This window comes from Lactobacillus sp. B4026, from assembly GCF_026535825.1.
GTDB lineage: Bacteria > Bacillota > Bacilli > Lactobacillales > Lactobacillaceae > Lactobacillus > Lactobacillus panisapium.
Genome location: NZ_JAFNPD010000006.1, coordinates 101,846 through 127,597, shown reverse-complemented (window position 1 = coordinate 127,597; position 25,752 = coordinate 101,846). Strand labels below are relative to the sequence as shown.

Here is a 25,752-nt window from a genome sequence, read left to right as displayed (position 1 = left end):
GCATGTAATGTATATTTTGGTAACAAAAATTACCACTAAAATTATCGAAACTAATCATACTTGCCTTAAACATCAATACAATTGCATAATAAACTTAATCTTAGTAAAAAATGGGAGGAGCAAGTATTATGAAAAATACTCTATTTCAACATGGCACAATGCAAATGCTAGTAGAAGGATTATTAGATGGCACTTTGCCATTAGCGGAGTTGCTAAAACACGGCGATATTGGCATTGGAACGGGTGATGGTGTTGATGGCGAATTAGTGATTTTAGACGGGATTGGTTACAAAATTGATACGACTGGAAAAGCTGTTAAGTTACCACCCGATTTTAAAGTAACATACGCAGATGTTAGCTTTGCCGATTATCACGACTTTAAAAGCTACCAGGATATTGAGTTAGAAGAGATGCTTTCCCAAGTTTTAACAGCAAATAATGCGCAAAATCGTTTCTTGGCAGTTAGAACTAACGGTGTTTTTCAGAAAATTCGAACTAGATCATCCAAGAAGTCAAAGAAACCTTATCCTTCATTGGGTGAGATTGCACAAAATCAGGTCGAATTTGAAGCCGAAAATATTACTGGAACTATGATTTCATATTACACGCCAAAGGTTTTTCAAGGGGTGGGCGTTTCTGGCTTTCACAATCACTTTTTAGCTGATAACCTGTCTGTGGGCGGTCATGTTTTGGCTGCAACAATGAAGGATGTAACTGTCAGCGTTCAGTTGCTAGATAATTTGCAATTACATCTACCAGTAGATAGTCAGGACTTTTTAGACGCAGATTTAACCGATATTACCAAACTTGACCAAGTGATTTCTAAGTCGGAATAGGAATCTATTACTGCCATTTTGATTGTGTAAAAAGGTGGGTATTAATAAAATATCTAAACAATCATATGTTGTTGGCTTTTTATGAAATAAATATGATAAAATACCCTAATACAACTTATTTGAGTTAATTATTTTAATATTTTTTAAAATAAAATATGAACGATTTTTCAAAAAAAGGGGAAATTTTGGAATTAGGATTAAATACTTATCAACAACATGAACAAATTGATTGTGAAAAGACACTCGGTAGAATCTCGTTAAATTCGACTGACATGTATAAAGTAATGCATTTGGACGGACGTGAGAGTAATGCCATTCCCAAAAAGCGCACCGAGCAGTTTTTAGTGGGCGACTGGGTAACGCTTGATCCGCAAATTGATTTTGATTTAATTAATGAGCGTTTGCCGCGCTATAGTACTTTAGGTCGGATAACTGGTGAAGAATATCGGGCGGAGCAAAAATGTGCAGCTAGCAATATTGATCAATTGTTTATCTGTATTTCACTGAACAAAAATTTAGCCGACTCGCGGATTAACCGTTACTTGTATGCACTGAAAAAAGATGATGAATATCAGATTTCAGTGGTATTGACTAAGTCCGACTTAACTTCAGATAGTAGTAAAATCGCTGTCCAACTTGCTGCCAAATTGCAAGTTCCGGTCTTTTGCACTTCCAGTGTAACCAGTGAAGGCATTGAAAAATTGCGTTCCAGTATTTTGCCGGGACAAACTGTTTCCTTTTACGGTAATTCAGGCGTAGGTAAATCGAGTTTAATTAATGTTGTTGCCCAAAAAGAGGTCATGGCGACCAGTGATATTAGTGCAAAAACTGATAAGGGTCGCCATACAACTACGAGCTCAAGGTTAATTCCGATTGAAAATGGGAATTTTGTCTTAATTGATACTCCAGGCGTGAAAAGCATTGGTGTTGGTGCTAATGACCTAGCACAGGTTTTTCCTGAAATTGCGGAGCTAGCAAAAAACTGCCGTTTTAATGATTGCCGCCATCTCGATGAGCCTGATTGTGCCGTCAAAGAAGCTGTACAAAACGGGACCCTAGCGCAGAAAACTTATGATCAGTTTCTTGCTTTACAAAAAGAAAGTGAATTGACCCAAGGCTACCTTGACAAAAAATTGGCGAAGAAATTAAATCAGAAGGCTGAATTTAAGAAGCAAACAATCAATTATCATCGTTATCGGAAGCCACCGATGTAAAACGATTGGATTAAATTACTTATTTAACAGGTAGAAGCAGCTTAACATTAAGTTGCTTCTATTTTTATTCTCAAAATTTCATAGCAAAATCATATCCTTTCATGTTTGAATATTGACCTGTTATTGCAAAAAGTGATATTTACTTCCACTAACTCGGTATTCTAATAATTGAGATTACGGAAAGGAGAAACTATGCTTATTGAAACGCACAATTTAACTAAAAATTACGGTAATCGTCCTGCTTTAAATGGGGTTGATTTAAAAATTGGTAAGGGACAACTCATTGCTTTTCTAGGTACAAATGGAGCAGGAAAATCAACTACGATTAATATCTTGACTGGGTTATTAAAGCCAACTTCAGGTACTATTTCTTATGCAGCTAATCTGAAAATAGGTGTAGTTTTTCAGACTAGTGTTTTAGATGATAAATTGTCAGTTAAAGCCAATCTCTATTTAAGAGCAAGAATGTATAAAGAGTTTTCATCAGAGTGGCTCGAAGAACTAATTAACTTAATGGGGATTAGAAGATTCTTGCACCAAAAATACGGAACATTGTCTGGTGGTCAAAGAAGAAGAGTGGACATTGCCCGATCATTAGTTAATCGTCCCGACATCTTGTTTTTAGATGAGCCAACCACAGGGCTAGATTTACAAACAAGATTAGTGATTTGGCAACTCTTACAAAAGCTGCAAAAAGAGCAAGGACTAACCATTTTCTTGACGACGCATTATCTCGAAGAAGCTGAAAGTGCCGATCAAATGTATATTTTGGAAAATGGGCATGTCTTAGCCAGTGGAACAGTTAAAGAAATAAAAAAGCAATATGCGCCTACGAAATTACTCGTTAGTATAAAAAATAAAGCGAAACTGAAAACAAGTCATGCGGTCATTCACCTTAAAAATAACCTAGTTGAAATTGATGCTTTATCTTTTAAAGAAGTAACGAGCTTCCTAAATCAAAATCTGGATGAAATAACTGATTTTGAGTATCGTAAAGGATCAATCAATGACGCCTTTATTAAAATTACGGGAAAGGAGTTACAGTGATGCTTGCTCTATTACAAAGAAACATTAGAATTTATTTTGGAAATATTTTCGGTGTGATTATGTCTTGCTTAGGGGCATTGATTTCATTCTTCATCTATATTGGCTTTTTACAAAGAACTCTAGAAAAATCTTGGGGTAATATTCCTCATATAACCGAAATCCTCGATTTGTGGATGATTGCAGGTATTGTGACAATTGCGGGAATAACCACATCTTTTCAGGCGTTAGGGCAGCTCGTTAAGGACAAGGAAACAAGAACAGCAGATGATTTGAGCCTGACCGATACTTCTCTGCCAACGCGAAATTTTGCTTATATTTTAGCAAGTGTTTTTGTTAGTTTGATCATGCAAATAGTTACTTTTGCGATAATGAGCATTTATTTTACAGCGGTTGATAAAATTAGTATTCCTAATAATGCATATTTGTTAAGCAGTGGGTTTATTTTGCTGGGTGCTATTTCCGCGACCTTGGTAAACGGAGTAATTACGCTATTTATTCACTCCTATACTACTTTTAGTCGCTTATCATCTATCATTGGAGCAGCGGCAGGTTTTGCGGTAGCAACTTATATGCCATACGGAACATTAACTGCTCATGCTCAAACTTTAGTCAAGTTAATACCAAGTAGTTATGAAGCTGCAGCCTTGAGGAGTATATTGCTAGATAAAGTAAGCCCCAATTTTTTAACAGGTAATGCAAGAACCCAAATGTTTAATTATCTTGGGGTTTCTTATAAAATTTATGGCTATCGGTTAGCCAGAATGGATAATGCTTATATGTTGTTGGGGATGACAGCACTTTTGACCGTGATGATTATTGCTTTATCGTTGACAATTGCTAAAAGTAAAAATAATGTTTGAAGAATTAACCGGTTATTTTAGAAATGTCAAAACTTGGTTAGTAAGTGAGCATTAGTAATATAAAATTTTCATTTATTATCTTATGTTTCGGTTTGCACATTTTGGTGCTTACAATTAACTGTTTACGTGTAAATATGATATTTTTGGGGTATTCTTAAATTTGAACTACCAAAGTAATGATTAGAATATGAAATCGTCATTCTTATAAGTATAGAAGGAAAGTGAAGCACAGTGAAAATTAAGTTTCAAACCGATGCCACTTTAAACAAAGATGAAATTGAAGTTGCCATTAAAGCTATGCAGGAAACAGAAACTGTCAGTAGATTGATCAGTTATTTAAATAAGTTTAACGAAAATCAGCACGCTTTAATCCCTGTTAAAACTGAGGATCGCATTGTCACCCTTAAACAAGGGGAAATTATCAAAATCGAAGTTCAAACAACGACATTAATCTACTACACAACCAAAAATGTTTTTAAAGCTAAGGGGAGACTCTATCAGGTGCTAACTAATTTGAACGATGATTTTGTTCAAGTGTCTCGCCATGGTCTAATTAATTTAAATTATTTGGAGTCAATTGAGGTCGGCTTTGCGGGAAATATGGTTGCTAAACTGGCCAATAACTTGAAAGCTAATGTTTCAAGACATTATTTGCCAGAATTAGAAAAAAAGGTAGGTCTTTAAAATGAAGCTACTAAAAAAGTGTATTAGTTATTTCTTAACCGGAGTTGGCTTTGGTTCAACCAGCTATTTAGCTATCCTAACTTTTGTCTATCCTAAGGTTGCACCCACCCAAATTGGTTTTATATCCGTTTTCATCATGTCAGGCCTGATTGGCCTTTTGTCGATGATTTTTGAAACGGATTTGCCTTTTCTAATTGCGCTAATGATTCACTTAGTAGGTGCTTTTATCTTATTTATTCTAATGATGATAATTAGTAATTTTGCTTTAAGTCAAGCGACAATTGGACTATTCTTCCTGATCTACCTGATTGTTTGGGCGGTTGTAATCTTGATGCAGGTAAATACTGTTCATAAAATTAATAAACGAATTAAGAAGCGAAATAGCAATAAATCGTAAACAAAGTAGAATACAAGGACAAGTTCGGCCACCGATTAAAACTGGGAAAACGTAAAAAGCAGGCAAAGCACATTTTTCAGTGTTTAGCCTGCTCTTGTTGACAATAAAAAGACATATTTTATTTTTTTCCTATACCTAGAAAATCTATCCACTCATAAACAAAAGCAAAAATTGTAAGCGTGTAATCATACCAATGAAATGCTTTAGCAAAGCCTGTAAAAGACATAATTATCACGAAAGCCCAAAGTAGACTAAAGAATATAGGAATAGCAATTGACAGATTGTGCTTTCTAAGCCAAGTATCAATTGGCATAAATTTTATCGCTATGATGATAATTATAATTAATAAAGCAATCAAACAGTATTACCCCCTTAAAAATTTTTCAAGATAACAAAACACTATCATAGTGCTATCCAATAAGCAACTGAACTATTGAGTTAAAAATTAAATAAGTGCATTTTTAATGCAATTTTCGGCCTTACCTTCATAGTTCGTCAAAAGTTAATGAAAGCTTTCAGTCGATTTGAGTATAAATTTGTGCGTGTTAAGTTTGAAACATATTTGGCAATTGTCTTGATAGTGTCAATTTTTAAACCGCGTGGCACACCGTTTTGCTTAACATCAACTTTTCTTGAAAAAGAGCAAATGATTGTTCTTATTTAAGGTCCATGCCATCAATAATTCGGTTGAATAAAGCTTTTTACATTAATTTAAAAAAATATTAAAATATAGTTCAAAAAAAAGACCAGATTTAAATCTAAATCTGGTCTTTTACATTATTTACTTATTGAGTGAAATAACTGAGTCACGTAGCTTTAATTGTGGGTGATGGACAACCGAAGTAAACTTTTTTCCATCGATTAGCGCTAAGATTCCCTTACCAGCTTCTTCACCAACTGATGTGCGCTGGTAATTCATTGTTGTCAAACTAGGATTTAAGTAAGCTGCGGAGTCAAAATTATCAAAGCCAACAATCGAAACGTCTTGTGGGATCCTAATATTTTTCTTTTTAAGTTTATCAGTTACTAGTACAGCCAGCTCATCGTTGTAACAAGCGATAGCCGTGGGCATTTGACTATTATTTAAATAAACATCAATTTTTTTACTAATAACGCTGAATGAATCATGTGACCCGTACATTATCAAATTACTGTTAGCCAAATTAAAGTTTTGATCCTGATAAGCCTGAATAAAACCATTCATTCGTTCTACACCTTGAAGATCATCCGTTTGAAAAATACCTAGAATTTTTCTGTGACCTTCTTTTAGTAAATAACTTATTAATTCTTTTTCAGATTCGCGGTCAGAATTTGTAATTGCTGGGAAATTAAACTCAGCATATTCGGCATTAATAAATAATAGTGGAATTTTGCTTTTAGCAATTCTTTGATAAATGTCAGCATTTTGACAAGGACGGGCACTTTCGCTCGGTTCAACGATTAAGCCAGCAACTTGTGAATCAAGCATTTTAATTAAATTTGAGCGTTCAGTTTTAGGATAATTGTGCGTGTTAGCAAGAAGAAGAGAATAACCCTTCGGTTCAATAACAGTGTCAATTTGAGAAATGATTTTGGGAAAAATGTAGTCTGCAATATGTGTACAAACTAATCCAATAGTTTTGCTTTCAGGATTGACTTGCCATTTTTTATTCCAATCTTGAATAAACATTCCACTTCCCTGAACTTTATAAATTAAATGCTCATTCTGTAGTTCAGTTAAAGCCTTTCTAACAGCATATCTCGTCGTCTGAAACCGATCCATTAACTCATTTTCAGTTGGCAATTGTTGGTTAACTTGATAATGCCCAAAGGTTATTTCATTTCTAAGAGTTTCCACAATAGCAATGTAATCGCGTTTCAAAATAACACCTCCTAAAATTTATTTGAATAAATTTTAGCTTATATTCAAAAAATTACATTCTCTTTGTTAGAAATCATAACATAGTTGGATAAAAAAAGGTGAACTAAATTTGTAAGTGCTGTTATATAAGCGCTAACAATCATAGCAATGCTATGGCAATAAACAATAAATTTACTGCAAAAAGGCAAAATAAAAACAAATAAAAAATTTAAAAGCGCCAAAATCCCGTAATACAAACTATTTAAGCCATACTTTTTGGACATAAACATTCGAACAAATTTTTAAAACTATTGAATTGTTCAAATAAAAAATATATCATGAAAGTGCTTTCTGAAGAAGGCTGATATCACGAGATGATCTCGAGCAACATGAAAAGAGGCGTTTGAATGAGCATCACAAAAATAGCTCAATTGATTCAAAGGGGGCAAACAGCACTTGGAATTGAATTTGGCTCAACACAAGTAAAAGCAGTATTAATTACAACTGATTTCCAGCCAATTGCATCAGGTAGTTATCTCTGGGAGAACACACTGCAAGATGGAATTTGGACATATTCACAAAAAGAAATTTTAACTGGCTTAAGACAAAGCTATGCACAATTAGCTGCAAATGTAAGTAGTAAATATCATGTCAAAATTGAACATATTGGTTCAATCGGCGTAAGTGCAATGATGCACGGATATTTGCCTTTTGACCAAAATGACAAATTGCTAGTTCCTTTCAGAACTTGGCGAAATACGATAACTGGAGACGCAGCAAGTGAACTAACCAAATTGTTTAATTTTAATATCCCGCTGCGCTGGAGCATTGCTCACTTGTATCATGCTATTTTGCAAGATGAGAAACATGTAAAAGACATTGCTTATTTAACAACATTAGCAGGTTATGTTCACTGGCAATTATCTGGTGAAAAAAACATCGGTGTAGGCGATGCCTCAGGGATGTTTCCCATCGGTAAGAATGGTCAATTCGATCAGGAATGCTTACAAAAGTTTGGTGCCTTAGAAAAAGTAAAAAAGTACCCGTGGAAGATTGAACAAATTTTGCCACATGTATTAAAGGCAGGCGAAGTTGCTGGTCATTTAACTAAAGAGGGGGCAAATTTACTTGATCCAACCCAGACATTGCAAGCAGGAAGCGTGATGGCACCACCTGAAGGCGATGCAGGAACAGGTATGATTAGTACTAACAGTGTTCGTAAGCGCACAGGTAATATTTCTGTTGGAACTTCTGAATTTTCAATGGTTGTCTTAGACAAGCCACTTAAAAAAGTTCACCGTGACATTGATCTTGTTACAACACCAACTGGGTTGCCTGTAGCCATGGTGCATATCAATAATTGTTCATCTGATATCAATGCATGGGCACAACTTTTCCAGGAATTTGCTGGAAGGCTTGGAATTGATATCAGTGCCGATCAGCTATATAGCGCACTTTTTCTAGATGCGACTAAGTCGGATCCCGATGCAGGAGGAATGGTTAATTACAGCTATTTCTCAGGGGAACCAATTACCAAGACGCAAGAAGGCAGACCGCTATTAGTCAGAACACCTAATAGTAAATTTACATTGGCTAACTTCATGCTGGCTCAGTTATATTCGGCCTATGCGCCACTTAGAATTGGGATGGACATTTTGACTAAAGAAGAAAATGTCACAACTGATGTCATGATTGCGCAAGGTGGCCTATTTAAAACTCCCGTAATCGGGCAGCAAGTTTTATCCAATATGTTGAACTTACCAATCTCTGTTATGACTAACGCTAGTGTTGGCGGACCTTGGGGTATGGCAGTACTCGCGCAATATGTTGCTTCCGGTGCATCCGAGCCATTAGAAGACTACCTAGATACTAAGGTTTTTGTAGATTCTGAAATTATGACACTGAGTCCAGAGCCAGAAGGAGTTAAGGGTGCTGCTAAATACCTTGAGCGCTATCAGGCAGCCTTATCTTTAGAGAATCAAGCAGGTATTTTGAGTGATGAGGAGAGGTAAATGCTAGAAAAACTGAAAAAAGAAGTATATGAAGCTAATATGCAATTACCCAAGTTGGACTTAGTAACGTTTACTTGGGGTAATGTTTCAGGAATTGATCGGGACCAGGGTTTATATGTCATCAAACCCTCAGGTGTACCTTATGAAAAATTGACACCGGATGATATGGTTGTGGTCAATTTAAAGGGAGAAGTGGTTGAAGGAGATAAAAATCCATCTTCTGACACGCCAACACATACGTATTTATATAATCATTTTCCTAAAATTGGTGGTATTGTGCACACCCATTCGCCATGGGCAGTAGCTTTTGCGGCAGCTAAAATGGATATTCCTGCTCTTAATACAACGCATGCAGATACTTTTTACACTGATGTACCAGCTGCAGATGCGTTAACTAAAGAAGAAATTGAGGAAGATTACGAAGGCAATACTGGTAAGACCATCGTTCGCACCTTTAATGAACGACATTTAGATTACGAAGCAACTCCAGGGAGTTTGGTTAGTCAGCATGGACCGTTTTGCTGGGGCGAAACTCCGGCTAAGGCAGTTTACAATGCCAAAGTTTTGGAAGTTGTTGCAGAGGAAGATTATCACACTTTGCAATTGACTCGGGCTAATAGCCATTTACCACAATATTTGCTAGATAAGCATTATTACCGCAAGCACGGAAAGAATGCATATTATGGCCAAGATAATGCCCAATCGAAAACGCACGCAAAAAGAAAATAATTTAAAGATTTAGGAGGAAAAATCATGACAACAGATACTTATACTAATCCGCTTATTATTCAAAGAGCTGATCCATATATCTACAAGCACACAGACGGCTACTATTACTTTACCGCCTCAGTACCTGCATATAATCGGATTGAATTAAGACGGGCAAGAACGCTAGAAGGTCTTGCTCATGCCGCACCTCGGACTATTTGGCGCAAGCATGATAAGGGTGAAATGAGCCAATTAATTTGGGCACCAGAAATTCACTTTATTGATGGTAAATGGTTTATTTATTTTGCAGCAGCCGAAACCGACGAACTTGATGATAATGGCATGTTCCAACACAGAATGTTTTGTATTGAATGTGATGAAGCAAATCCAATTACTAAAGAAGAAAATTGGATTGAGCATGGTCAAATCAAGACCGGTATGGATAGTTTCTCACTTGATGCAACGAGTTTCGAATATCAAGGAGTTTTGTACTACGTTTGGGCTCAAAAAGATCCTGAGATCAAAGGTAATTCAAATATTTATATTGCTGAAATGGAGAATCCTTGGACTTTAAAGACTAAACCAGTAATGCTGACTAAACCTGAATATGATTGGGAAACCAAGATCTTCTGGGTTAATGAAGGTCCTGCAGTAATCCACCATGGTGATAAATTCTTCTTAACTTATTCTGCAAGTGCAACTGATGAAAATTATTGTATGGGTATGCTAGTTGCACCTGATAATGCTGATTTACTAGACCCAGCAAGTTGGCACAAGAGTGAGACACCAGTATTTCAAAGTGATTTGGAACATCATCAATATGGACCAGGCCATAACTCATTCACAAAAGCGGAAGACGGTAAAACTGATATTTTAGTTTATCACTGCAGAGACTACACCGAAATTAAAGGTGATCCACTTTATGATCCAAACCGTCACACTAAGATTCAAGCCTTTACTTGGGATGATAACGGCATGCCGGTCTTTGGCAAGCCAGTTCCATACAATTATAAATAAGGGAGTATAAAAAATGAATGATGAAGTAAAAAATAAAAATAAACATTTTTGGGGCTTTCCGTTTACCCATTTCACTTATTTCTTTATTTGGGCAACAGTAAACGGATACCTAACGCTTTGGATGGAGCAAGTTGGTCATTTAAATGGTGCTCAATCAGGCTTAGTCTTTTCAATGATGGCCGGTATTTCCCTAATTTTCCAACCATTCTTTGGGGTCATTTCGGATAAGCTGCTATTTAGAAAAGATTTAATTATAACTATTGGTGTAGTTGGGATTTTTATTGGGCCGTACTTCCAATGGTTGTTCTTACCATTAATGAAGATTAATTCTTTCTTAGTAGCAGTAGTAACTGGTATTTTTCTCAGTTTTGTTTTAAACGGTGGTGTTAGCGTTGTTGAGCAATATGTTCAACGTGCAAGTCTAGCTAACGGTTTTGAATATTCCCACTCACGTTTAGGTGGTTCATTGGCCGGAATTGTTGCTTCGCTAGTAGCCGGAAGACTATTCTTGTGGAAACCTAATTCAATCTTTTGGATGTGTTCAGTAGCTGCCGTAATTTTCGTTGGTTTACTATTGTTTAGTGACAAGATCAACATGGAAAATGCTTCTGCAGCTGGTGATACTTCTAACTCATTAAACATGAAGATTGTCGGTTCAGTCTTTAAAAATAAGAACTTTTGGGTATTATCAATTTTCTACATGGGTGCTTCAGCTATATTTGATGTTTTTGATCAACAATTTATCATTTTCTTCAAGACATTCTTTGAAACAGCTGCTCAAGGTACTTTAGTTTATAGTTACATGTCTTCAGCACAGACTTTAATAGAATTCTTCCTAATGTTCCCAATGCCTTGGATTATTAACAAGATTGGTGCTAGAAATGGGTTAATTGCTTACGGTTTCTTAACCTGCATCCGTATTTTAGGTTCAGCTTTATCCCCAACTTGGGGTTGGATTGTTGTCTTTAGATTATTGGCAGGTTTGGAAATGCCATTACTATTGACCTCAATTATGAAGTATATTGCCGGTGCATTTGATATTAGATTATACGCAACAGTTTATGCTTTAGCTTCTAACTTCGCTAAACAGATATCGGTCTTCATATTCTCGTCGGTAGCCGGGCACATGTACGATGGCTTTGGTTACCAACATACATACGTAATGATGGGTGTCTTTGTCTTCATTATTACTCTATTTGCAGCATTTACTTTGAAGAAAGAAAACCGTGTACAAGCCGGTGAAGTTGAAGGTGAAACTGCTAGTGCAAGTGATCCAGCAACTGATTCGACGGGACAGCAGAAATGATGAAGGCTAACTTTAAAGTAACTGCAGATGATGCTATTGGCGAGATTGACCCCCGGATGTGGGGCTCATTGACCGAACAGCTTGGTAGATCTGTTTATAACGGAATCTATCAGCCTAATCATCCTTTAGCAGATAAAAACGGTTTTCGTCAAGATGTAATTGATGCAGTCAAAAAGTTAAAAATACCGTTGATTCGGTATCCCGGAGGAAACTTTGTTTCTGGTTATAACTGGGAAGATGGCATCGGTCCAAAATTAAAGCGACCAATTAGACTGGATTTAGCCTGGAAAAGTATTGAAACTAATCAATTTGGCTTACATGAATTTTTAACTTGGTGTAAGACGATTAACGCTCAGGCAGATATGGCTATTAATCTTGGAACGAGAGGAATAGACGCTGCGCGCAATCTAGTTGAGTACTGCAATTTTCCAGCTGGCACTTACTGGAGCGATCTTCGCATTCAAAATGGTCAAAAAGCTCCGTTCAATGTTAAATTATGGAGTTTAGGCAATGAAATGGATGGAGAGTGGCAGATTGGTCATAAAACGGCTCATGAATACGGACGACTTGCTCACGAAACTGCTAAAGCAATGAGAATCGTTGACCCGTCAATTGAACTAATTGCTTGTGGTAGTTCGCTACATTCCATGCCTTCATTTGGCAGCTGGGAAGAAGAAATTCTCGATAATGTTTATGATGATGTCGATTATTTATCATTACACCAATATTATGATGATAATGATCACGACATTAAAAAGTTTTTATCTTCATCTGTTGATTTAGATAGTTTTATTAATGAAGTAATTTCAATTTGTGATGCGGTTAAAGCTCGCAAACATCAGACCAAGACCATGTATTTGGCTATGGACGAATGGAATGTTTGGTATCATTCAAAAGAATCTGATGCTAAACAAAAGCCGTGGCAGCACGCACCACATTTACTAGAAGATCATTATACTTTTGCCGATGCACTAGTGGTTGGTTCACTGGCACTAACTTTAATTAAACATGCTGACAGGATTAAGATCGGATGTTTAGCCCAATTAATTAATGTTATTGCTCCGATTATGACTAATAATCAAGGAACGCCAACTATTTGGTACCAATCAATTTTTTACCCATTTATGCAGGTTGCAAATTACGCTCAAGGAACTTCTTTAAAGGTAAATAGTGAAGTCGCTGATTATACTGTTTCCAATCGGGTAGTTCCATATGTTAGTTCTTCTGCTGTATATAACCAGTCTAAGGGTGAAGTTGTTCTATTTATCGAAAATAAAGCAGCTGAAGAGGCTAATTTCAGTTATAAATTAGCTAATTTCCCACAAGTTACGCTAAAAGAAGCTACTCAATTTGCAGGCTATGATTTAGACGAAACTAACGAAAAGCAAACTATGCAAATTGAAACCTTAAAGGATATTAATGTTGATAATCAGAATTGTGTTAACGGAAAAGTTGCGCCGTATTCCTGGAACATGATCTGTTTATCAGTGGCCAGTCATTAGACTGACAGTAACTAAAACCATAATCAAGATAGTTACCTTCTATCTAATTAAAGCAATTTTGAGAGGTTAACAATGAAATTAAATAAAGGAAAGGGCCTGCTCTTTTCATTAGGAGCTGTTGCATTAGGCCTATCACTTCTAGGTGGAATTAATGAAAAAGTCAGTGCTAATTCAAGTACGCCAATAACTACAATTGCTAGCAAAAGCCAAATACCGGGAACCAAAAGTCCAAGTTTTCTATATGGTAGGGGACTTGTAACTACTCATACCGATAAAAGTCACAACGGCAGATTGTATGCGACTTCCGAACACTATGTGAATGGTACGCCAACATTTTTAATTTTTGAAAGTCTAAATAATGCCAAAAGCTGGAAGAAAATTAGTGAAATCAACGATACCCACAATTTTTTAGCTAATAAAAAACCATGGGGTAATCGTTATCAACCATTTTTGTATGAATTACCGGAAAGAATTGGCAAAATGCCTGCCGGAACAATTATCTGTGCTGGCAACTCAATCCCTAATGATTTGAGTAAGACTTCAATTGATTTATATTTCAGTAAAGATCATGCCCGTAGTTGGCAATACTTGAGTACGATTGCTGTTGGTGGACACGCTGACGTTAATACTACAAGTAATGGCCCAGTTTGGGAACCGTTTGTCAGTGTAATTGATCACAAACTGGTCTGCTATTTCTCTGATGAACGTGATAAGCCACTTCATAGTCAAAAATTATCACACCGGGTATCAAAAGATGGTATCAACTGGGGTGACGAAGTTGATGATGTCGCCTTCAAAGAACCAGCAGCTCGTCCAGGGATGGTCACTGTAGCTCGGATGAAGAATGGTAAATATATCATGACATATGAAGTTGTTAATTCCGGTGAATGGCGGACTAACTACAAGATTTCTGCTGATGGCTTGAACTGGAATGCTAGCGACGAAGGAACCAGATTAGCTTATGGTGGTGCACCTTATGTAGTTACTTTACATAATGGTGACATTGTTGCTAATACTGATGGTAGCGGCGACTTGTATGTTAACAAAAACAATGGCGAGGCCGGAGCATGGCAAGATGTCAAAACCGGTATTCCTTTAGCTTATTCTCGCTCATTGACAGTTTTACCTAATGACGATTTGTTAATTGTAAGTGGTGGACCTTTAAAGGCACCAACAGATCCGAACAGTAACGATTTGACATCAACTATTTTTAGTTTTAAGTAAGAAAATTTAAGTATCTAATGAATTGCGACGATTCATTAAATATGTAATGTAATGCAAGGAGAATTTTGTAATGTTGGAAGTACCTAAATATGAATTTTGGTTTGCGGTCGGCAGCCAACACCTATATGGTGAAGAAGTTTTAAAAGAAGTTGCTGACGATGCCGAAAAGATTGTAGCTGGCTTGAACGAAAATGGTAACTTACCATATAAGATTGTTTTCAAACAAGTTTTAACTACAGCAGATGAAATAACCAAGTTTATGAAAGAAGCTAACTATGAAGATAAAGTAGCTGGTGTGATTACTTGGATGCATACATTTTCACCTGCAAAGAACTGGATTCGTGGCACAAAGCTTTTACAAAAACCATTATTGCACTTTGCAACACAATATTTAGACTATATTCCTTATGACACCATTGATTTTGACTACATGAACTTAAATCAAAGTGCTCACGGTGATCGTGAATATGGCTATATTAATGCCCGTTTGCAAAAGCACAATAAGATTATTTATGGTCATTGGCAAGATCCAAAAGTAATGAAACAAATTGCCGACTGGGAAGATGTTGCTGTTGCCTATGATGAGTCATTTAACTTAAAAGTTTGCCGGTTTGGCGATACGATGCGTGACGTTGCCGTTACTGAAGGCGACAAGGTTCAAGCACAGATCCAATTAGGCTGGACAGTTGATTACTATGGCGTAGGCGACTTAGTTGACGAGATGGCTAAAGTTAAAGAAGCAGAAATTGATGATGAGTATGCTGATTTAAAGTCACGTTATATCATGGTCCAAGGATCAATGGATAAAGACGCTTATGTAAAAACCGTTCGCTATCAATTAAAACAATATATTGCTTTAAAGCGGTTCTTAGAACGTGGCGGCTATACTGCAGTAACTAGCAACTTTGAAGACCTACACGGTTTAGAACAATTACCAGGATTATCGGCTCAATTATTAATGCGTGATGGTTACGGCTTTGCCGGTGAAGGTGACTGGAAGACAGCTGCATTATTACGGACAATTAAGATTATGACTCATAATCAAAAGACCGCATTTATGGAAGACTATACGTTAGACTTGCGCCCAGGTCACCAAGCAATCTTAGGCTCCCATATGTTGGAAGTTGATCCTTCGATTGCCTCTGAAAAACCACGCGTTGAAGTTCATCCCCTAGATATTGGTGGTAAGGCAGATCCTGCACGGTTTGTCTTTTCTGGCTCAGAAGGGGATGCAATCGATGTCACTTTAGCAGACTTTAGAAATAACTTTAAGTTAGTTACTTATGCTGTTGACGCCCATAAAGCTGAAAAAGAAACACCACATTTGCCAGTGGCTAAGCAAATGTGGACTCCAAAAGTTGGCTTAGAAAAAGGGTCGAAGCAATGGATTCAGGCTGGTGGCGGTCACCATACAGTCTTCTCATTTGCAGCAACTGAAGAGCAAATAACTGATCTGGCTACACTTTATGGTGTTGATCTTTGCAGCATTAACTAACTAACAAACACTCCTCACAGAAAAACGTAGATCCTTACATATCTCATGGAAAAATTAAAGTAATCCGTTTAAATACACTATTTCAATTATCTTGTTGAAGTAGTGTATTTTGCTAAAAAGAACAGGAGAACAAAAATGAAGGTAATTAAAGAATTTTTTGAAAAATATCAAGATCACGATGTTACCAAGGTAACTTTGGAAAATGACAATGGTGTTGCAATTTCGTGCTTATCAATGGGTGCAACATGGTATGAGTTCCTAGTACCGCGGGAAAATGGCCAACAGAAAAATTTGATTATGAATTTTGCTCATTGTGCTGATTATTATGCAAATGGACTTTGCTGTTGTCAGGGAATTGGTCGTGTAGCTGGCCGAATTAAAAAAGGTCAATTCACTTTAAACAACAAGCAAGTTCAAGTACCAACAAATGAGAATGGAAATACTCTCCATGGTGGTAATGGCGGTTTTCGCTTTCTGAATTGGTCAGTAGCAACAGAGCAGACCGATGACAGTGTCAGCGTCATTTTCAAAAAGACAATCGATGAAAAAACAGATGGCTTTCCTGGTGACTTTGAAGTGACAATCACTTACACGTTAAATAATCAAAATCAGGTAACAATTTCTGAAAAGGCAGTTAATGGTGGAAAGGCAACACTATTTAATCCAACTATTCATGTTTACTTCAATTTAAGTGATGCATCCAATCTAGATTCACATGAAATTAAAATCAATAGTCAGAAATACTTACAACTAGATTCTCAGTTGATTCCAACAGGCAAAATGTTAATGACCGCCAATACCCCATATGATTTTCATGAATTTAAAAACCTAGCTACTGCTATTAGAGAAAACGCTGGTTTTGATGATGCATTTGTTATTGATGGACCAGAAAATGAAATGAAGGAAGTAGCAATTCTGCGTGAAAAAGAAAGTGGTCGTCAAGTTAAGATTACTAGTGAATCAAACTGTCTTGTGATGTATACGATGTCGCAAGAACAGCCAGGAGTAAAGTTTGTGCGCGATCAGGGGATTGTTGCCCAGCCAAGTGAAGCAGTTGCATTAGAAGCGCAGGTTTTGCCTGATGCGATAAACCACAGCAATTTTGGCAATATTATTCTGCCGGTAAATGAAACTAAGACACATCAAATTACATTTAGCTATTTGCAAAAATAAGCTGGGGAGTTTGTGAGTAGTGCAAACTAAATTCTGTGGCAAAACTATTTTTTAATCATTTTTATTTAAAACAAAAGTCCTATTAAATCGATGTTTCTTAACACCCAAATTTAATAGGACTTTTAAAATTTTAAGTTTTACTAGAATTATTTAGGGATTGAATTCGTTAATTAACCCTTAATTTGATCGTAAACTACGTTAGCGACATGTTTGCCGGAATAGAATACAAAGCCAGCTTCAGTTCCTGGCATATTTGGACCATATGTATCACCAATTAACATTCCCGCTGCATCGTTACCCGCAGCGTATAATCCTGTAATTGGTTTACCATCTTTATCCAATACTTTGTGCTCAGTATCAGTTTTGAGACCACCCATTGTACAAAAGGCGCCGATTCCTAACTCAATTGCATAAAATGGTCCATTTTCGACGGGTATCATGAAGTCCGCTTTTTTACCAAAGTCTAAATCTTGACCATCATGAGCAAGTTGATTATACCGCGTAACGGTCTTTTCTAAATCGACCAACCCGATCTTTTGGGCCAGTTCGTGAACTGAATTTGCCTTAGTCAAGTAAGGTGCATTCTCGGCAAAGGCTTGCTGAATTTCTTCCTTAAGGTGCGGTAAACGAGTATCGTGGTAATCCCAAGTACCCATTGGCTTATAAATGTGTTCGTCATTCAAATAATCAATCGTGCTTTGATCCAAAATGGTAAAGACCTTACCCTGAGTAAAGAGGGCATTACCAGCTAGGGCAAAGTTATCGACGACCTCTTCGTTAACAAATCGCTCGCCGTTTTCGTTAACCCAAAGAAGAGATTGCTGGTCTGCTGCTCCGTTTAATTCGGAATAACGGTAAACGTAACCTGGCTTGGTGTGGTCTTTGAGGTAACCTCCAAAGAGCATGGCAGTTCCCATCGCATATTTTTGTGCACCAGCAGACCAAGCTAGTTTTAAACCATCTCCCGTATTCTTTTCAGAATTAACAGGAATTAATTGGTCCGGGTCATAATGAGTTTCGTTTTTAATTAATTCTTGATTGTTTAAATAGCCACCGGTTGCTAAAACTACCGCCTTAGTGGCAACGGTCTTTTGACTATGAGTAGCAAGATCTTCCAAAACTACGCTGGTAACTTGACCATCTTGATCCAAATTAACTTTGGTTACAGTAGTCGAAGTAACTACATCGGTCCCTTGCTCTTTTGCTTTCGGTTCTAAAACGTTGTGGATAACAGCCTTGCCTAATCCCTTGAATAAATGCCATGTGCGATAGCCGCTGCCTAAAGGAGCAACATCAAGATATTCTACGCCAAGATCTTTTAACCATTTAATGATATCTGCCGAAGCAGCAATGTATTCCTGCCAGACTTTTGTATCTGCACGATAATGAGAATAATTTAATTCCTCATTAAGGACATCTTCTTTAGTCAGCTTAACATGATGCTCTTTTTGCAAATATGAATCTACTGCAAATGCGCCTTCAATGTATTCACCACTGCCGCCAGTATTGTGCCCTTTTTCAACTACTAAAACTGACAATCCCCGGTGACTGGCCTGATAAGCGGCTGTAAAACCAGCAGCACCGCCACCAACAACTATAACATCATAATCATTTTTGATTTCCATATCAAAATCTCCTTTTCTCACCAAAAATTATAACCGCTTACAGCGTCAGTATGTTATAGTTATTTCAGTCGAGACTAGGACATTAAAGTACGGGTAAAACAAATGGATAGTGAACAAATAAAAGTATTTTTAGCGGTTGCTCAACAGGGTAGTTTTGGTCGAGTTGCTGAGCAGCGTTATGTAACGCAAAGGGCAGTTTCGCGCCAAATTTCACGATTAGAAAATGAAATTGGCGTAAAACTGTTTAACCGTACTAATAATCGCATCAGTCTTACACCAGCTGGTAAATATTTTGCTGGGCGAGCACAAGAGTATTTAAATAATTTTGATCTAACGGTTTCTGAATTAAAGCACATCTCTAAGTCAACGGAGCAGACGCTATCAATTGGCTATTTTTCGATTTTTGACGCATACATTATGGAAAAAGAGATTATTAATTATCGGAAATTACAATTGTCGCCGAAGATTTCCTTTTTTACGATGGAAGAAAGCGTTGAGCACTGCCTGGCGGATTTAGTCTTAAACAAGCTCGATTGTGCATACATTAACCATTATGGTAGTTATGATATTCCACAGGCAGAATTGTATGAATATGTTTCGGTGTATTCCAACGAAATGGTATTAGGAATTAGTAAACAGAATAAGTTAAGTCAGAAAAAATATATTGATGAAAATGATTTAGACGGGGCGACGCTTTTTTATTACAGTAGTGAAAACTCTGATTTTATGCGCAAGACATTTGCTGCTACTTTAAATAAAAATGAGCATAATTATCAAATTGAACGTGTCTCTTCAATTGAGCAGCTACTAACAAACACTGCGTTAAACCAGGGTATTTCTTATATTCCTCGAGGACTAATTGATTACATCATGCAGCCTAACTCGGAAATTGTGTACCGGCAGTTTCGTTCACAACAACAAAATCAAGAGTATGCGATGCAATTAATTTACTTAAAAAATAATCGCTCTCGTGCACTTAAAAGTTTTGTGCAATCGTTAAAGCAGTTCAGGATATAAAAATAAGCTTTGCCCACTTTTGGACAAAGCTTTTTATTCTAGTTGTTTATTCTTTTTTTGAACATAAAGGTAAACGGGCCAGCCACTCAGCGTCAATAAAATGCCAATGATTGCTAAAATTGGCTGTGTCAAAGTTGTGGTAATAACAACAAACAATGCACCGCAGATTGCCAAAATCGGTGGTAGTGGGTACCAGGGGATTTTATATGGCCGCTCTAAATCTGGATGTTTTTTGCGCAAAGCAAAAACGCCAGTGAACAAGAGAATTGAAAAGATCCACGAAACGTAAACTAGCATGTCAGTTAGTGAATCAAAGGTCCCTGAAAAAATCATAATTGTTGCGATGATGCATTCAAATAGCATGCTGTTAGTTGGGACGATTGTTTGATTATTTAACTTGCCAAAAAAGTTTGAGGCTGGCAGTTTCTTTTCTCTACCTAAAACATAGGGCATTCTTGAGCCTAACAAGAGGTGGCCGTTAATGGCACCAAAAACCGATACTAAGATTCCGGCAGCAATAATGGTTCCGCCTAGGTGGCCGAATAACTTTTGGGCCGTTAACAAGGCAGCACTTTGATTGCCCACTACTTGATTCCACGGAATAACTTTGACATAACTCCAGTTTAGCAAGGTATAAAAAATGGTAACGCCAAACAGACCCCAAATGATAGCCTGGGCTAAGGTTTTAGCGGGATTCTTGATTTCACTGGCAAGGTTACCTATACTAAGCCAGCCATCATAGGCAAAAAGAACTGCTAGCAAGGCTTGACCAAAAGCCGCTGTGCTACTGGCAGTAGTCAAATGAGGACTAGGCGCACCTGCTAATTGATTAGGGCCTTGATAAAAAAGTGCAAAAACAATAATCGCAATAATTGGTAACAGTTTAATTACCAAAGCTATTTTTTGCACCTGTGAACTTAACTTGGAGCCTAACCAGTTGATTACTAGCACTGTTAACATGACAAGCAAAGCAATAAGTGTTGTCGAACAATTTTTAAATTGTGGAATTTCTTTTAGTTGCGTTGCAAAGACAATTGAGAGGGCAGCAATGTTGGCTGGATAATAAATGATAATTAAGGACCAGCCAAATAAAAAAGAAACTTGCGGACCGTAAATCTTTTCGAGATATTTCACTGGTCCACCATCTTCAGGATAAACGGAAGCAAGTTCTGCAATACTGAGACCCGCCATTAATGTGATAAAACCAGCAAGTGGCCAAACTAAAATACTGAGCCAAGCATTGTGTGTTAGCGATGAGATATTTGCAATCTTGAAAAAAGCACCGCCCCCAATCATGGTTCCCATGACCGTTGCCAAAGCAGCGAAAAAGTTGAGTTGTCTTTTCATAATAATTACCCTATTTAAAAATTACAATAATTAATTGTAATTATAGGCTATGCCGTCCGAAATAAAAAGCAACAATTCACGGCAAATAGATTTTTAAGCAAAATTGGTCTAGTGCCCAAATTAGCATTAGGGTTGAAAACGCTCTAATTATTTCTGTGAATAGTATTTACAACTAGGTTTTTGTGTGCTAAATTAATTTTGACTATCGGATAGTTATTACTAGTAAATCACATAGTAAGCTAAACCTGTTTGTCACATAATAATAATCGTTGGACTAAGTCTGATTATGTTATGTGCACAAGCAGGTTTTTATTTTTCATTTTGGAAGGAGGGAAAAAGCGTGCATATTAAGCGTGGAATAAACAATAACGTTACCTTTGTAGTCGACGATGAAGGTAACGAACTAATTGTTACAGGTCGGGGAATCGCTTTTGGCAAGCATATCGGTGATGAAATTGATGAAAGTAAGATCGAGTATTATTTTCCAGTCTTACCCCATGAGATTTCTTCATCAATGGCGAAACTACTTGTCAACATTCCAATTGAGTACTATGCAATTGCCAATGATGTTGCTGACAAGGCAAAGGCAGACCTTAAACGGGAACTAAACCCAAGCTTGGTTCTTGCCTTAACCGATCACTTGTATCGGGCAGTCGAGCAAGCTAAAAAAGGGATTAGAATTACCAACCCGCTTTTTCTAGACATTAAAAGAATCTATCCTCAGGAATTCCAGGTAGGTCTTTTTGGGATTAATCTGCTTCAAAATATGACGGGCTGCCAACTTGATGATCAAGAAGCGGCTACAATTGCGCTTCATATTGTTAATAGTGAATCGGAAGGAGATAACCGTTTTAATAGTTACCGCATTGTGGAAATTGTGCACTGGGTTACTAATTATGTTTTCGATTATTTCAAGATCGATTTTGCTAAAAAAGCTGATCCCCTGTATTACCAACGCTTTGATACTCACGTTCGCTTTTTTGCTCAAAGAATTTTAAATAACGACTATAAAAATAATGATGACAACTCATCAATTTTATTCGTACTAACGGATAAACAATATCAAAGAGAAAAAGAGTGTGTGAATAGCCTTAGCGCCGCTTTTGAACAGAAATTTAACATTAAAATTTTTCTAGAAGAACGGGCGTATTTAGTGCTTCATATTCACAACATGTTAAGTAACATTATTTCAAAGGAGAAGTAAGATGGGAAAATATGCCGAATTAGGCAAATTTATTGTCAAAAATGTGGGTGGAGAAGACAACGTCGTCTCGCTCATCCACTGCTTTACCAGATTGCGCTTTGTGCTAAAGGATGATAGCAAAGCAAATTCAGCTGCACTTAAAGCCAATAAGGAAATAGTTGATACTATTGAAGCTAATGGTCAATATCAAGTTGTGATTGGCATGCACGTAGAGGCCGTTTTTGACGATATTAATCAAATTTATCATTTTAGCGGTGGTGAGGCCATCAAAGACGAAGCTGCTTTAGAAGAGGATTCGGCCAAAATCGCTAACAAAAAGTCTTTATGGGATAAAGCAGTTGACCTGTTATCAGGAATTTTTGTCCCAATTCTTGGTGTTTTGTGTGCTAGCGGAATGATTAAGGGCCTATTAGCCATTTTAACAACTGCTGGTATTTTAAAAGTGACCGATGGAACCTACATTATTTTATATGCGATCGGTGATGCCCTTTTTTATTTCTTCCCCGTATTTTTAGCTGTTACTGCTGGGAAAAAATTTCACGTTGATCAAATGACATCACTGGTTATCGCAACTGCCATCATTTATCCAACTTTGCTCAAGGCGATGACGGGCAAGCCACTTACTACGGTGATGCCAGGGACAATTTTACAAGCGAAGACTTATATCACATTTTTACATCTTCCGGTGTTGCTGAATAATTATACTTCGACGGTTATTCCGATAATTTTGGCTCTATGGGCAGCTTCATACGTACAAAAATTTGCTAAGAAAATTAGTCCTACTTCGGTGGCCAATTTTTTAGTCCCGATGATTACAATACTGGTAACTGTACCACTGACGCTGTTAATTGTTGGACCAATTTCAACTTGGCTTTCTAATATCGTTGCTTGGATTGTCCAAGCTTTATACCACTTTAGTCCAATTTTGCTCGGTGCCTTCATTGGCGGAACTTGGCAAATTTTAGTCATTTTCGGTATTCATAATGCAATCATCCCAATCGTCTTAAATAATCTTGCTACGCAAAAGTTTGATGTCATCTTTGCGGCAAACATTGCTTGTCCGTTTACTCAGCTCGCCGCTTTATGTGCATTAGCTTTAATTATTAAGAATACTAAGCAAAAAGATAATGCAATTGCTTCGATCTTTCCAGCAATCTTTGGAATTACTGAGCCTGCCATTTATGGAGTTACTTTACCACTGAAAAAACCTTTCATTATTAGTTGTCTTTCATCAGCTATTGGCGGAATTTTAGCCATGTTAATGGGAGTAAAATTTTATCAAATGGGTGGTCAAGGAATTTTTGCCTTTCCGTGCTACCTGTCACCGCATGCCACTAACTTTTCGGGTATTATCAGTGCCGTTATTGTGGTTGCGATTTCGATGGTCGTTTCTTTTGTTTTGACCTTAGTATTTTGTAAACCAAAGAAAGCAAAAGTTACAGCATAAATTGTCATTATCCTGTTGATAATAAGGAAAGGAAAATTATTGATGACTACAGTTGATTTACAAGGTAACCCCTTTTTTCTTTCAGATAAGCAAATCACCCATTTGAAGCAAGTACTAGCTAACATGTCAATTAGGCAAAAAGTGGGACAGATGTTTTGTTTACTTGGTAAATATGAAAATGAAGCTGAGTTGAAAAAGGTAATTGATACTTATCAGCCCGGTGCAATGATGTATCGACCACAAAAAAGCACTAAAATTCAGGCTTTGCAACGTTTTATTCAAGAATACTCACCTATTCCATTATTGCTTGGTGCCAACCTTGAGTCTGGTGGTGATGGTATCGGATTAGATGGTACATTTTATGGCCGCCAGCTTGAGGTGGCAGCTTCCGGTGATACCAAAAATGCCTACCGTCTCGGCTTGATTGCGGCACGAGAAGGTGGTGCCGTAGGGTGCAACTGGTCTTTTGCCCCTGTAGTTGATGTCAATCTAAATTTTGCTAACCCAATTATCAATGTCCGCACTTACGGTAACGATCCGGAAAAAGTAATTGCAATGGCTTTAGAGTATATGAGAGCATGCCAAGAAAGAGGCATGGCAGTTGCAATTAAGCATTTTCCAGGTGACGGTGTTGATGATCGGGATCAGCACTTATTAACATCTGTTAATTCCTTGAGCGTTTCTGAATGGGATAAAACATATGGTCATATTTACGAAGAAATGATTGCTCATGGGGCATTAACATTAATGGCTGGGCATATTTATCAGCCAGCTTATACCAGATACTTTAACCCTCAAATTGCGGATGAAGATATTTATCCCGGTTCGTTATCTTATGAACTATTGCATGATTTATTACGGCAAAAACTTGGCTTTAATGGTTTAATTTCTAGTGATGCAACTAATATGGCTGGCTTTAGCTGTCAGGGTAAAAGAAGTGAATTGCTTGTTCGGGCAATCAACGCTGGTTGTGATATGCTCCTGTTTACGCGAGACTTGGAAGAAGATTTTAATTTTGTTCTTGCTGCAGTTAACAATGGCACCATTTCTTCGGCTCGCTTAGATGAAGCCGTCACGCGAATTTTGGCAACTAAAGAAACGTTAAATTTATTTGTCAAACAAAAAAAGCATACTTTGGTGCCTGATCGCGAGGCATTGAAAGTATTAAAGTGCGAGCAGCATGTTGCTTGGGCCAAAGAACTGGCAGATGAATCGATTACGCTAGTTAAGAATAAGGAAAATGCTTTACCCTTAACCCTAAAGAAAAATAAGCGCATCCTTGTATTTGTGCTAGGGGATGTTGTTAGTGCCAGCGGGAAGCCACCTGTTTCGAAACTGTTTATTGAGCAATTAAAAAAAGAGGGCTTTGAAGTCACCTTGTTTGATGAACATGATGAAGAGCTCAAGCAGCTGATGGTTAATGGTGCAATTAAGAAGATTAAGTCTAAGTTTGATACCGTTATTTATTTTGCCAATGTCAAAACGGCTAGTAATCAAACAACGGTTAGGTTAAATTGGCTTAAACCAATGGGCTTTAACGTGCCATGGTTTATCCATGAATTACCGACAATTTTTATTTCTGTGGCCAATCCCTATCATTTACAGGATGTTCCAATGGTTAAAACTTATATTAATGCATATACTGCTAATGATTACGTACCAGTGATTTTAGTTGATAAATTAATTGGTAAGTCGCCTTTTAAGGGTAAAAGCCCGGTTAATGCCTTTTGTACTTACTGGGATACTCATCTTTAACTAGGCTGATTGATCATGCTTAAATAAACTGAAATAATGTAG

The 25,752-nt window shown here is 37.2% G+C and carries 22 protein-coding genes; 18 read left to right on the top strand and 4 right to left on the bottom strand.

The window, feature by feature from the left end; translation table 11 throughout:
- Positions 1-128 precede the first annotated feature (128 nt).
- The 6 genes from budA to J3U69_RS06570 all read left to right on the top strand — a co-directional run bounded on the left by budA (position 129) and on the right by J3U69_RS06570 (position 5,038).
- The gene (budA, locus tag J3U69_RS06595) at positions 129-836 is read left to right on the top strand and encodes an acetolactate decarboxylase (protein ID WP_267413464.1); all 708 of its coding nucleotides are present in this window, start codon (positions 129-131) and stop codon (positions 834-836) included.
- 185 nt (positions 837-1,021) lie between these two features.
- Positions 1,022-2,050 (top strand): ribosome small subunit-dependent GTPase A, encoded by a 1,029-nt coding sequence (rsgA, locus tag J3U69_RS06590; RefSeq protein WP_267413462.1) that lies wholly within the window; start codon positions 1,022-1,024, stop codon positions 2,048-2,050.
- Positions 2,051-2,242: 192 nt separating this feature from the next.
- Positions 2,243-3,097 carry an ABC transporter ATP-binding protein gene (locus tag J3U69_RS06585; RefSeq protein ID WP_267413461.1) on the top strand — a complete coding sequence of 285 codons (855 nt, stop codon included), beginning with the start codon at positions 2,243-2,245 and terminating at the stop codon, positions 3,095-3,097.
- Positions 3,097-3,957, top strand: a complete 861-nt coding sequence (locus J3U69_RS06580; protein WP_267413460.1) for an ABC transporter permease — start codon at positions 3,097-3,099, stop codon at positions 3,955-3,957. Before J3U69_RS06585 ends, J3U69_RS06580 begins: the two co-directional genes overlap by 1 nt.
- Before the next feature lie 231 nt (positions 3,958-4,188).
- Positions 4,189-4,641 carry a LytTR family DNA-binding domain-containing protein gene (locus J3U69_RS06575; protein ID WP_267413458.1) on the top strand — a complete coding sequence of 151 codons (453 nt, stop codon included), beginning with the start codon at positions 4,189-4,191 and terminating at the stop codon, positions 4,639-4,641.
- Position 4,642: 1 nt separating this feature from the next.
- Positions 4,643-5,038, top strand: coding sequence for a DUF3021 family protein (locus tag J3U69_RS06570; RefSeq protein ID WP_267413457.1), 396 nt, complete (start codon positions 4,643-4,645; stop codon positions 5,036-5,038).
- Positions 5,039-5,156: 118 nt separating this feature from the next.
- On the opposite strand, the gene J3U69_RS06565 is transcribed toward J3U69_RS06570, so the two are convergent.
- Positions 5,157-5,396 carry a hypothetical protein gene (locus J3U69_RS06565; RefSeq protein ID WP_220232254.1) on the bottom strand — a complete coding sequence of 80 codons (240 nt, stop codon included), beginning with the start codon at positions 5,394-5,396 and terminating at the stop codon, positions 5,157-5,159.
- A 423-nt stretch (positions 5,397-5,819) separates the two neighbouring features.
- Positions 5,820-6,899 (bottom strand): GntR family transcriptional regulator, encoded by a 1,080-nt coding sequence (locus J3U69_RS06560; RefSeq protein WP_267413456.1) that lies wholly within the window; start codon positions 6,897-6,899, stop codon positions 5,820-5,822.
- 386 nt (positions 6,900-7,285) lie between these two features.
- Here J3U69_RS06560 and J3U69_RS06555 point away from each other — a divergent pair, with 386 nt between their 5' ends.
- The 8 genes from J3U69_RS06555 (at position 7,286) to J3U69_RS06520 (ending at position 17,315) form a co-directional block, all read left to right on the top strand.
- Positions 7,286-8,890, top strand: coding sequence for a xylulokinase (locus tag J3U69_RS06555; protein ID WP_267413455.1), 1,605 nt, complete (start codon positions 7,286-7,288; stop codon positions 8,888-8,890).
- A complete protein-coding gene (locus tag J3U69_RS06550) occupies positions 8,891-9,619 on the top strand; it encodes an L-ribulose-5-phosphate 4-epimerase (protein WP_267413454.1) in 729 nt (242 codons plus the stop codon).
- A 24-nt stretch (positions 9,620-9,643) separates the two neighbouring features.
- Entirely contained in the window at positions 9,644-10,615 is a 972-nt protein-coding gene (locus tag J3U69_RS06545) for a glycoside hydrolase family 43 protein (RefSeq protein ID WP_267413453.1), read from the top strand.
- A 13-nt stretch (positions 10,616-10,628) separates the two neighbouring features.
- Positions 10,629-11,921 carry an oligosaccharide MFS transporter gene (locus tag J3U69_RS06540; RefSeq protein WP_267413451.1) on the top strand — a complete coding sequence of 431 codons (1,293 nt, stop codon included), beginning with the start codon at positions 10,629-10,631 and terminating at the stop codon, positions 11,919-11,921.
- Entirely contained in the window at positions 11,921-13,423 is a 1,503-nt protein-coding gene (locus tag J3U69_RS06535; RefSeq protein WP_267413473.1) for an alpha-N-arabinofuranosidase, read from the top strand. Before J3U69_RS06540 ends, J3U69_RS06535 begins: the two co-directional genes overlap by 1 nt.
- A 72-nt stretch (positions 13,424-13,495) precedes the next feature.
- A complete protein-coding gene (locus J3U69_RS06530) occupies positions 13,496-14,647 on the top strand; it encodes a sialidase family protein (RefSeq protein WP_267413450.1) in 1,152 nt (383 codons plus the stop codon).
- A 70-nt stretch (positions 14,648-14,717) separates the two neighbouring features.
- Positions 14,718-16,142 (top strand): L-arabinose isomerase, encoded by a 1,425-nt coding sequence (gene araA / locus J3U69_RS06525; RefSeq protein ID WP_267413449.1) that lies wholly within the window; start codon positions 14,718-14,720, stop codon positions 16,140-16,142.
- 135 nt (positions 16,143-16,277) lie between these two features.
- The gene (locus tag J3U69_RS06520) at positions 16,278-17,315 is read left to right on the top strand and encodes an aldose epimerase family protein (protein WP_267413448.1); all 1,038 of its coding nucleotides are present in this window, start codon (positions 16,278-16,280) and stop codon (positions 17,313-17,315) included.
- Between the two features lie 170 nt (positions 17,316-17,485).
- Here the strand turns inward: J3U69_RS06520 and J3U69_RS06515 are convergent, their stop codons facing one another.
- Positions 17,486-18,940, bottom strand: coding sequence for an FAD-dependent oxidoreductase (locus J3U69_RS06515; RefSeq protein WP_267413447.1), 1,455 nt, complete (start codon positions 18,938-18,940; stop codon positions 17,486-17,488).
- Positions 18,941-19,042: 102 nt separating this feature from the next.
- Here J3U69_RS06515 and J3U69_RS06510 point away from each other — a divergent pair, with 102 nt between their 5' ends.
- On the top strand, positions 19,043-19,957 hold the full coding sequence (locus tag J3U69_RS06510; protein ID WP_220220084.1) for a LysR family transcriptional regulator: 915 nt from the start codon (positions 19,043-19,045) through the stop codon (positions 19,955-19,957).
- A gap of 33 nt (positions 19,958-19,990) precedes the next feature.
- Here the strand turns inward: J3U69_RS06510 and J3U69_RS06505 are convergent, their stop codons facing one another.
- Positions 19,991-21,304, bottom strand: a complete 1,314-nt coding sequence (locus J3U69_RS06505) for an APC family permease (protein ID WP_220220083.1) — start codon at positions 21,302-21,304, stop codon at positions 19,991-19,993.
- 340 nt (positions 21,305-21,644) lie between these two features.
- Here J3U69_RS06505 and J3U69_RS06500 point away from each other — a divergent pair, with 340 nt between their 5' ends.
- From J3U69_RS06500 to J3U69_RS06490, 3 genes are read left to right on the top strand one after another with little or no spacing between them, the layout of a single operon-like run.
- Positions 21,645-22,508: a PRD domain-containing protein gene (locus J3U69_RS06500; RefSeq protein ID WP_267413445.1), complete on the top strand. Its 864-nt coding sequence runs from the start codon at positions 21,645-21,647 to the stop codon at positions 22,506-22,508.
- Position 22,509: 1 nt separating this feature from the next.
- Positions 22,510-23,955 carry a PTS transporter subunit EIIC gene (locus tag J3U69_RS06495; RefSeq protein WP_267413444.1) on the top strand — a complete coding sequence of 482 codons (1,446 nt, stop codon included), beginning with the start codon at positions 22,510-22,512 and terminating at the stop codon, positions 23,953-23,955.
- Between the two features lie 42 nt (positions 23,956-23,997).
- Entirely contained in the window at positions 23,998-25,710 is a 1,713-nt protein-coding gene (locus J3U69_RS06490) for a glycoside hydrolase family 3 protein (protein ID WP_267413443.1), read from the top strand.
- The last annotated feature ends 42 nt before the right edge of the window (positions 25,711-25,752 follow it).

What these genes read in the sequence shown, in the direction of transcription:
- budA (WP_267413464.1), top strand. Translation starts at nt 129, where the DNA reads ATGAAAAATACTCTATTTCAACATGGCACAATGCAAATGCTAGTAGAA.
- J3U69_RS06585 (WP_267413461.1), top strand. Translation starts at nt 2,243, where the DNA reads ATGCTTATTGAAACGCACAATTTAACTAAAAATTACGGTAATCGTCCT.
- J3U69_RS06580 (WP_267413460.1), top strand. Translation starts at nt 3,097, where the DNA reads ATGCTTGCTCTATTACAAAGAAACATTAGAATTTATTTTGGAAATATT.
- J3U69_RS06570 (WP_267413457.1), top strand. Translation starts at nt 4,643, where the DNA reads ATGAAGCTACTAAAAAAGTGTATTAGTTATTTCTTAACCGGAGTTGGC.
- J3U69_RS06555 (WP_267413455.1), top strand. Translation starts at nt 7,286, where the DNA reads ATGAGCATCACAAAAATAGCTCAATTGATTCAAAGGGGGCAAACAGCA.
- J3U69_RS06550 (WP_267413454.1), top strand. Translation starts at nt 8,891, where the DNA reads ATGCTAGAAAAACTGAAAAAAGAAGTATATGAAGCTAATATGCAATTA.
- J3U69_RS06545 (WP_267413453.1), top strand. Translation starts at nt 9,644, where the DNA reads ATGACAACAGATACTTATACTAATCCGCTTATTATTCAAAGAGCTGAT.
- J3U69_RS06540 (WP_267413451.1), top strand. Translation starts at nt 10,629, where the DNA reads ATGAATGATGAAGTAAAAAATAAAAATAAACATTTTTGGGGCTTTCCG.
- J3U69_RS06535 (WP_267413473.1), top strand. Translation starts at nt 11,921, where the DNA reads ATGAAGGCTAACTTTAAAGTAACTGCAGATGATGCTATTGGCGAGATT.
- J3U69_RS06530 (WP_267413450.1), top strand. Translation starts at nt 13,496, where the DNA reads ATGAAATTAAATAAAGGAAAGGGCCTGCTCTTTTCATTAGGAGCTGTT.
- araA (WP_267413449.1), top strand. Translation starts at nt 14,718, where the DNA reads ATGTTGGAAGTACCTAAATATGAATTTTGGTTTGCGGTCGGCAGCCAA.
- J3U69_RS06520 (WP_267413448.1), top strand. Translation starts at nt 16,278, where the DNA reads ATGAAGGTAATTAAAGAATTTTTTGAAAAATATCAAGATCACGATGTT.
- J3U69_RS06515 (WP_267413447.1), bottom strand. Translation starts at nt 18,940, where the DNA reads ATGGAAATCAAAAATGATTATGATGTTATAGTTGTTGGTGGCGGTGCT.
- J3U69_RS06510 (WP_220220084.1), top strand. Translation starts at nt 19,043, where the DNA reads ATGGATAGTGAACAAATAAAAGTATTTTTAGCGGTTGCTCAACAGGGT.
- J3U69_RS06505 (WP_220220083.1), bottom strand. Translation starts at nt 21,304, where the DNA reads ATGAAAAGACAACTCAACTTTTTCGCTGCTTTGGCAACGGTCATGGGA.
- J3U69_RS06495 (WP_267413444.1), top strand. Translation starts at nt 22,510, where the DNA reads ATGGGAAAATATGCCGAATTAGGCAAATTTATTGTCAAAAATGTGGGT.
- J3U69_RS06490 (WP_267413443.1), top strand. Translation starts at nt 23,998, where the DNA reads ATGACTACAGTTGATTTACAAGGTAACCCCTTTTTTCTTTCAGATAAG.